The following is a 7,423-nucleotide window of genomic DNA, read 5'->3' as shown; positions in this document are numbered from 1 at the left end:
GCCCCCGAGGCCGTGCGGACTCTGCGAACCCAGGCCACCAGCCGATCCTACCGACCCCCGCTTAGTGCCTTAACAACACACTAACCCCGACCATCACCCCACGTCAGCCCCCTCTAGCTTGTCGAGACCACAGCAAGTGACCCAACTCAGGAGCTCTGGCTGCCGCTGCTGGCGGCGGCCGGTGATCTCGACAAGCCGTTCGCGACGGCGTCGACGATCGCGGAGCTGGAGGCGATGAGCGCGGCCACGATCGACCGGTACCTGGCGCCGGCACGCCGGTCGATGCAGCTGCGCGGCATCTCGACCACGAAGCCCTCTCCGTTGCTGCGCAACTCGATCGGGCTGAGCAAGGTCGGCGACGAGCCCGCGACCGTGCCGGGGGTGATCGAGGCGGACACCGTCGCGCACTGCGGGCCGACGTTCCAGGGCGAGTTCGCGCGGACGCTGACGATGACGGACCTGGTCACCGGCTGGACCGAGAACGCGTCGATCCGCAACAACGCAGCCAAGTGGATCGTGCAGGCCGTCGCCGATCTGCAGGGCATGTTCCCGTTCCCGCTGCGCGTGTTCGACTCCGACAACGGCTCCGAGTTCATCAACCATGACGTCGCCGACTGGCTCCAGCAGCGCGACATCGCGCAGACCCGGTCGCGGCCGTACAAGAAGAACGACCAGGCCACCGTCGAGTCGAAGAACAACCACGTCGTCCGCAAGCACGCGTTCCACTGGCGCTACGACACGCCCGAAGAGCTCGCACTGCTGGGCGAGCTCTGGCCGCTGGTATCGATGCGGCTGAACTTCTTCACCCCGACGAAGAAGCCCACCGGCTACGCCACCGCCGCCGACGGGCGCCGCAGACGCCTCTACGACAAGCCGAGGACCCCATGGCAGCGAGTGCTCGCATCGGGGCTGCTCAGCGCCCAGCAGGCCCGCGCCGTCCAGACCCGTATCGAGAGCGTCAACCCGGCCGATCTGACCCGGCGCATCAACCAGATACAGCTCCGGCTCATCGACCTCTCCCGCGACCGGACCGAGGCCATGACCGCCAGCCGGCACCTCGACATGGCATCCTTGGAACCGTCGATCCGTCGACTCCAGACAACCAGATGACCCCAAGCCTCGCGCTCACCACGCGTGAGGCACCAGGTCAGCTCTCGCGCTCACTTCTCAGTGAGGCACCTCGTGGGCTTTCCATCGCCCGGTGAATCGGGAGACGCGGTAGCCGGGGTGGCCCGGCTGGGGGAGGAGTGGCCAGGTGGCGGAAAAAGGTAAGGCCGACGGCGCTTATGACGAGATCGAGCGGATGATCATCTTCCAGGAAATCACACCGGGGTCTTTGGTCTCCGAGTCGATGCTCACAGCCTCAACCGGGTTCGGCCGCACCCCGGTTCGTGAGGCCCTGCAGCGGCTCGCCCGGGAGGGCATGGTCCAGATCCACCCCAGCAAGGGGGTCCTCGTCCCGGCCGCTTCGGTCGACACTCAGCTGCGTCTCCTTGAGCTGCGCCGGGTTCTGGAGGCCTTGGCAGTGGAGCTTGCCTGCGGCCGGGCAGCTGGAGAGCACCGAAGGGAAATGGCTGCCATGGTGGACCGGCTCAAACACGAGGAATTCACCTTGGGCACTTACCTGGAGACGGTGAAGGAGACCCATCATCTGATTGTCGATGCCGCAGCCAATGAATACCTCGCGGATGCACTGGCCCCCGCCCAGGCTCTTTCCCGGCGCTTCTGGATCGCCCACATGCGGGAGGAGGCAGACCAGATCTCACGGGGATCGACGCTTCACGGAAGAATTCTGGAAGCGATTCTCGCCAGAGATGATTCAGCGGCCAGGGCTGCCTCCCTGGCCCTGAACGACTACCTGGTGGACTTTGCCTACGCGGTCCTCGGCCATCTGCGGCCGCCGCGGAACAAGGATTCATCCGCAGCCTGACGGTTGAGGTGCATCCCGCGGACCTGATCTCCTTCTCGGTGCTGGAGTGCGGACAATGTCATGCGGTACGCGCGTTTACCCTCGAGTTGCCGCGGCTCGACCCACACCTCGTGGCCTTCGGCAGCTTCGATCAGCACCCGGCCGGCGAGCCCGTCGGCGGCGATCCAGAGGGCCGACGAGTCAGGCATGACGTCCTCGACGAGTCCTTCGCGAAGGACGGTGCCGTTCTTCCGGACCTGCACGAGGGCACCGCGGAGGTGCTCCCAGGCGTCATGGCGGTAGGAGGTCATGAGGGTGCCTTTCGTTCAGCGGTGAGGGTTCGGGATGCGCGGCGGTGCTTGCGGGCACGGCCAGGGTGATGGCCCGGACTTGACTGCCGGATTTAGCGGGCGATGATGACGTCGAGCTTGCGGGGCCCGTGGACTCCCTCGACACGTTCGAGTTCAATGTCGCTGGTGGCACTCGGCCCGCTGATCATGGTCAGCGGCCGGGTGCCGTCAATCCGGCGCAGCGCCTCCGGCAGGATCCCGGCAATGTCGGCGACTTTCACGACGCAGATGTGGTGGTCAGGGACGAGGGTGATTGCCCGGCGGCCCTGGTTGGGACTGCCGTCCAGGATGATGGTCCCTGTCTCGGCGACAGCGACAGCACTGCCGGTCACGACCGCGTCGATACCATCGAGCTCGAGGACGCTCAGTGGAGCCGCGGCCGAATCGGTGTGGCGACGGTTGTCGTGGTCGAGTTTGAGGTCGCTGAGCCAGCCGGCGTCCAGCCCCGCAGGCAGGACGTAGCTGCGCGCTGCCGCGAGCAGTTCAGCAATCCGTGCGGGCACCTCTTCGGCGTCCACGACGGAGACCTGGGCTTTGTAATCGATCAGGCGGTCCACCAGCAGGTGGATCAGGGCATCCTCGTCCAGATCGGATGAGGACCGGTACCCGCGGGGAACTTCCGGTACTTTGGGGCTGTCTTTCAGGGCGGTGCGGATCCGTTCAAGGATCTCATTGCGTGCGCTCATGTCTGGTCTTCCTGGTGTTCTGAGGGCTGGTTATCTGACGCCGCGGGGGCAGCGCCGGTGGCCGGGGGCCGGTGTTCCTTCTTCCACCAGTCGCGGAAAGACTGCGACGGCGGCGCGGGGATATCCCTGCTTTGGGTCCAGCCGGCGGCGATTCCGGGCAGTTTGGTGATCTTCTTGTCCGGGCCCGCGGCCAGACGTCCCAGGGGCAGTCCCTTCTCGATCAATCCCAGTCGTTTGCCCGACGACAGGGCCCAGGACGCGGCGTTCATCCCAACGTCCATTTGGCTGGGGATTTTCTTCTTCCCGCGTTTGCTGTCCACGTCCACGCTGCGCAGGTGCACCAGGATGTCCGGGATGTTGATCTTGACCGGGCAGGCGTCGTAGCAGGCCCCGCACAGCGAGGACGCGTACGGCAGCGAACTGTTCTCCTCGGCCTGAATGCCGGTCATCAGCGGCGAAAGGATCGCCCCGATCGGTCCGGGGTAGGTCGATCCGTAGGCGTGGCCGCCGGTCCGTTCATAGACCGGGCAGACGTTCATGCAGGCGCTGCAACGGATGCAGTGCAGGGCCGAGCGGCCCATTTCGTCGGCCAGGGCGGCGCTGCGTCCGTTATCAAGCAACACCAGGTGCACGTTTTGGGGCCCGTCGCCGGCGGTGACACCGGTCCACAGCGAGGTATAAGGGTTCATCCGTTCCCCCGTGGAGGAGCGGGGCAGCAGCTGCATAAAGACTTCAAGGTCCTGCCAGGTCGGCAGGAGCTTTTCGATGCCCATGACGGTGATTAGTGTCTCCGGCAGGGTCAGGCACATGCGGCCGTTGCCCTCGGATTCGACGACGGCCAGGGTGCCCGAGTCAGCAAGGGCGAAGTTGGCCCCGGAGACAGCGACTTTGGCAGTGAGGAATTTACGGCGCAGGTGTGCCCGGGCTGCCGCGGCGAGGCGGGCCGGTTCGTCGGTCAGCTCCCGGTCGACGCCCTCCATTTCGCGCAGGAAGATGTCCCTGACCTGGGTCCGGTTCTTATGGATCGCCGGGACGAGGATGTGGCTGGGCTTGTCGTGGTCCAGCTGGACGATCAGCTCGGCCAGATCGGTTTCGTAGGCCGCGATGCCCTGCTCTTCAAGGTATTCGTTGAGGCCGATTTCCTGGGTGGCCATGGATTTGATCTTGACCGCTTCGGTTTCCCCGGTTTCCCGGATCAGACCGGCGACGATCCCGTTGGCCTCATCGGCGTCGCGGGCCCAGTGGATCACGCCGCCTCGGGCGGTGAAGTTTTTCTCGAACTGTTCGAGGAGTTCGGGAAGGCGGGCCATCACGGATTCCTTGATTGCGGATCCGGCGTCGCGCAGTTGTTCCCAGTCCGGCAGTTCGGAGACCACTTGGATGCGTTTGTCTCGGATGGTGTGGGTGGCGTGGCCGAGGTTGGCCCGGAGCTGGGTGTTGCCGAGTTCGCGGTGCGCGGCCTGGGGGAAGGATTCGGAGGCGTGCAGGTTGCCCGTGCCATGAACGGGGAGGGAGGGCATGCCCAGGTAGGTGCTCATCGTGTGGCCTTTCCGGTGGTGACGCGGACTTCGCCGGTGACAGAGGCCGGTTCTTCCAGGGTGCTGGCGAGGATTTCGGCCAGGTGCAGGGTGGTGACGTCGCTGCCCTGGCGGGAGAGGCCGCCGCCGATGTGCATGAGGCAGGAGGCGTCCCCTCCGGCGCACAGGCTTGCCCCTGTTGCCGTGATATTCGCCGTCTTGTCCTCGAGCATGGCGGAGGAGACGTCGGCGTTCTTCATCGAGAACGTGCCGCCGAAGCCACAGCATTGGTCAGCTTCCGGCAGTTCGGCCATGTCGATCCCTGCGACACTGCCCAGCAACCGCGCCTGCCGGTCCCCGAGCCGGAGCAGGCGCATGCCATGGCAGCTCGGGTGGTAGGTGACGCGGTGCGGGAAGTAGGAACCGAGCTGCGCGCCAGCATCGGTCACGCCGAGCACGTCCACCAGCAATTCGGAGAGCTCGTAAGTTTTGGCGCCGACTGCGGTTGCACGTGTTTCCAGATCCTTGTCGCCGCACGAGCGGGCGACCATAGGGTGCTGGTGCTTCACGGAGGCGACGCAGGAGCCGGACGGGGCAACCGCGACGTCGTAGTCCTCGGTATCAAAGGCGGCGACGTGGTTGGCGATCACGGGGACAGCTTCCTTGAGGTAGCCGCTGTTGACGTGCATCTGCCCGCAGCAGGCCTGGCCGGACGGGAACACAACTTCGTGCCCCAGCCGTTCCAGGATTTTCACGGTGGCCCGCGCTGTGGCGGGGTACATCGCATCCACGATGCACGTAGCGAACAAAGCGATTCGCATGGCAGCCTTTCGGGCTAAGGGGTTGTGGTCTGACCATAGTAGATCACGTGACCGACGCCACTGGCAACCGGCGGCTCCAAGTGAAGCTGCTCACACTTTCAGAAAAATCTACGCTACACTCTGATGGTCCGACCACAAAGGTCTGACCATACCCCCCTGCCGTCCCCCTCAATGTGGAGGAACTCCGTGGATCAGTTCACACCCAGCACCGACCCGGTGCTCAACAGCGTCATGTGGTCGGCCATCGTCGCCCTGCTGCCGCTGCTGACGTTCTTCATCCTGCTTGCCGTCGTCAAAACCCGCGCCCATGTCGCCGGTGCCTTTGCGCTCCTGGCTGCCCTCCTGGTCGGAATATTCGCGTTCCAGATGCCGGCCGGGCTGGCGCTGCTCTCCGCTACCCAGGGCGGGGTTTTCGGCGCCTTCCCTGTCTTGTGGATCGTCATCATGGCCGTCTGGCTCTATCAGGTCACGGTCCTCAGCGGACGCTTTGAGGACCTCCGCCGCGTCTTCGATGTAATCGGCAAAGGCGACGTGCGCCTCCAGGCGGTCCTGATTGCCTTCTGCTTCGGCGGGCTGCTCGAAGCCCTCGCCGGTTTCGGTGCGCCGGTGGCTATCACGGCCACCATGCTGCTGGCGCTCGGACTGCCGCCGCTGCGCGCTGCCGCCGCGGTGCTGGTTGCCAACACGGCACCTGTTGCCTTTGGTGCCATGGCCATCCCGATCACCACCGCGGCCGGCCTCACCGGACTGCATGCCACGGACATTGCCTCCGTCGTTGGACGTCAGGCTCCGCTACTGGCCACCATCGTGCCGCTGATCCTGCTCTTCATCCTCGATGGCCGCAAGGGCCTGAAAGACTGCTGGCCCGCAGCGCTGGTGGTTGGCTTTTCGTTCGCCACGGCACAGTTCCTGTGCTCCAACTTCTTCTCCTACGAACTCACCGATATCGTCGCCTCCCTCGTAGGCCTCGGCGCGGCCGTGCTGTTCTTCCGCGTCTGGACGCCCAAGGGAAGCGTCGAAGCACGCGAGCGTCTCGGAGCAGCCTTTGATGCAGCCTCGAAGAACACAGCCTCCACCACCACCGCCGGCGGCGGCTCCCGGCGGGCTACGGCTGTCGCCGTCAGCGAGGCCGCTGCAGACCGGTTGACCCCGACCCGGACGTGGCTCGCCCTGTTCCCGTACTTCCTCGTGATCGTCGTCTTCGGCATCGCCAAGCTATGGAAACTCGGTGCGGACGTGCCCGCATTCCTCGCCTCGACCGACGTCAGAATCCCCTGGCCGATCCTGCACGACGCTCTGGTCAATGCCGAAGGCAAACCCGTCTCCTCCACCATCTACTCCTTCCAATGGCTCTCCACCCCCGGAACCCTGCTGCTAATCACCGGCCTGATCGTCGCCTTCGTGTACTCGAAGTACAACGACGGCGGCCGCTACCCCATCACGGTGGCTAACGCGGTGAAGGAGATCGGCCGCACCATCTACAGGATGCGCTGGGCCGGACTGACCATCATCACCGTCCTCGCACTCGCCTACGTGATGAACTTCTCCGGGCAGACAGTATCCATCGGCACCTGGCTCGCCGGCACTGGCACCTTCTTCGCGTTCCTCTCACCCGTCCTGGGCTGGATTGGCACCGCCGTCACGGGCTCCGACACGTCCGCCAACGCGCTCTTCGCCAAACTCCAGCAGACAGCCGGCCTGAAAGCAGGCATCGACCCGAACCTCCTCGTCGCCGGAAACACCTCCGGCGGCGTCGTCGGGAAACTGATTAGCCCGCAAAACCTGGCCATCGCCGCGTCTGCGGTCAACCTTGAAGGAAAGGAATCGGTGATCCTGCGTAAAGTAGTCGGATGGAGCGTAGCGCTGTTGCTGGTGCTCTGCACCCTCTCCTACCTCCAGTCCACCCACCTCCTCGGCTGGATGCTGCCCTAGCCTCCCGCCTGGTCAGTACGGCGTGTGCGGGCCGACCTGCCCGCACACGCCCCGCCCTAAGCCTCGATCCACCGATCAGCTTCGTGACGGTGACCGCTCCGGGTGAGCTGGCTTCGTGGCCGTTTGGGCGTGTGGTGGCCGCCGGTCTGCCCGGCTTTTCCACTGGAGTTCCTTGCTCGTGTGGTCGATTGCTGGTGGTCAGGTGCCG

At 65.2% G+C, this 7,423-nt stretch carries 6 protein-coding genes; 3 read left to right on the top strand and 3 right to left on the bottom strand.

Annotated elements, in window-relative coordinates:
* Nucleotides 1–234 precede the first annotated feature (234 nt).
* Both BKD30_RS08055 and BKD30_RS08050 read left to right on the top strand, forming a co-directional pair.
* Entirely contained in the window at nucleotides 235–1,110 is an 876-nt protein-coding gene (locus BKD30_RS08055; protein WP_218189282.1) for an integrase catalytic domain-containing protein, read from the top strand.
* A gap of 145 nt (nucleotides 1,111–1,255) precedes the next feature.
* The gene (locus BKD30_RS08050; protein WP_076703850.1) at nucleotides 1,256–1,930 is read left to right on the top strand and encodes a GntR family transcriptional regulator; all 675 of its coding nucleotides are present in this window, start codon (nucleotides 1,256–1,258) and stop codon (nucleotides 1,928–1,930) included.
* Between the two features lie 382 nt (nucleotides 1,931–2,312).
* On the opposite strand, the gene BKD30_RS08040 is transcribed toward BKD30_RS08050, so the two are convergent.
* From BKD30_RS08040 to BKD30_RS08030, 3 genes are read right to left on the bottom strand one after another with little or no spacing between them, the layout of a single operon-like run.
* Nucleotides 2,313–2,945 carry a LutC/YkgG family protein gene (locus BKD30_RS08040; protein WP_021472083.1) on the bottom strand — a complete coding sequence of 211 codons (633 nt, stop codon included), beginning with the start codon at nucleotides 2,943–2,945 and terminating at the stop codon, nucleotides 2,313–2,315.
* Complete coding sequence (locus tag BKD30_RS08035; protein WP_076703848.1) at nucleotides 2,942–4,483, bottom strand: LutB/LldF family L-lactate oxidation iron-sulfur protein; 1,542 nt, start codon at nucleotides 4,481–4,483, stop codon at nucleotides 2,942–2,944. Before BKD30_RS08035 ends, BKD30_RS08040 begins: the two co-directional genes overlap by 4 nt.
* A complete protein-coding gene (locus tag BKD30_RS08030) occupies nucleotides 4,480–5,283 on the bottom strand; it encodes a (Fe-S)-binding protein (RefSeq protein WP_076703847.1) in 804 nt (267 codons plus the stop codon). Before BKD30_RS08030 ends, BKD30_RS08035 begins: the two co-directional genes overlap by 4 nt.
* Nucleotides 5,284–5,469: 186 nt before the next feature.
* Here BKD30_RS08030 and BKD30_RS08025 point away from each other — a divergent pair, with 186 nt between their 5' ends.
* Nucleotides 5,470–7,215, top strand: a complete 1,746-nt coding sequence (locus BKD30_RS08025; protein ID WP_218189281.1) for an L-lactate permease — start codon at nucleotides 5,470–5,472, stop codon at nucleotides 7,213–7,215.
* Nucleotides 7,216–7,423 lie beyond the last annotated feature (208 nt).

This window comes from Tersicoccus phoenicis (assembly GCF_001968835.1).
Lineage (GTDB): Bacteria > Actinomycetota > Actinomycetes > Actinomycetales > Micrococcaceae > Tersicoccus > Tersicoccus phoenicis.
This window is presented reverse-complemented; position numbering and strand designations above follow the sequence as displayed.

Excerpts from the sequence above, each read along its gene's own strand:
- BKD30_RS08030 (WP_076703847.1), bottom strand. The coding sequence starts at position 5,283 with ATGCGAATCGCTTTGTTCGCTACGTGCATCGTGGATGCGATGTACCCC.
- BKD30_RS08040 (WP_021472083.1), bottom strand. The coding sequence starts at position 2,945 with ATGAGCGCACGCAATGAGATCCTTGAACGGATCCGCACCGCCCTGAAA.
- BKD30_RS08035 (WP_076703848.1), bottom strand. The coding sequence starts at position 4,483 with ATGAGCACCTACCTGGGCATGCCCTCCCTCCCCGTTCATGGCACGGGC.
- BKD30_RS08055 (WP_218189282.1), top strand. The coding sequence starts at position 235 with ATGAGCGCGGCCACGATCGACCGGTACCTGGCGCCGGCACGCCGGTCG.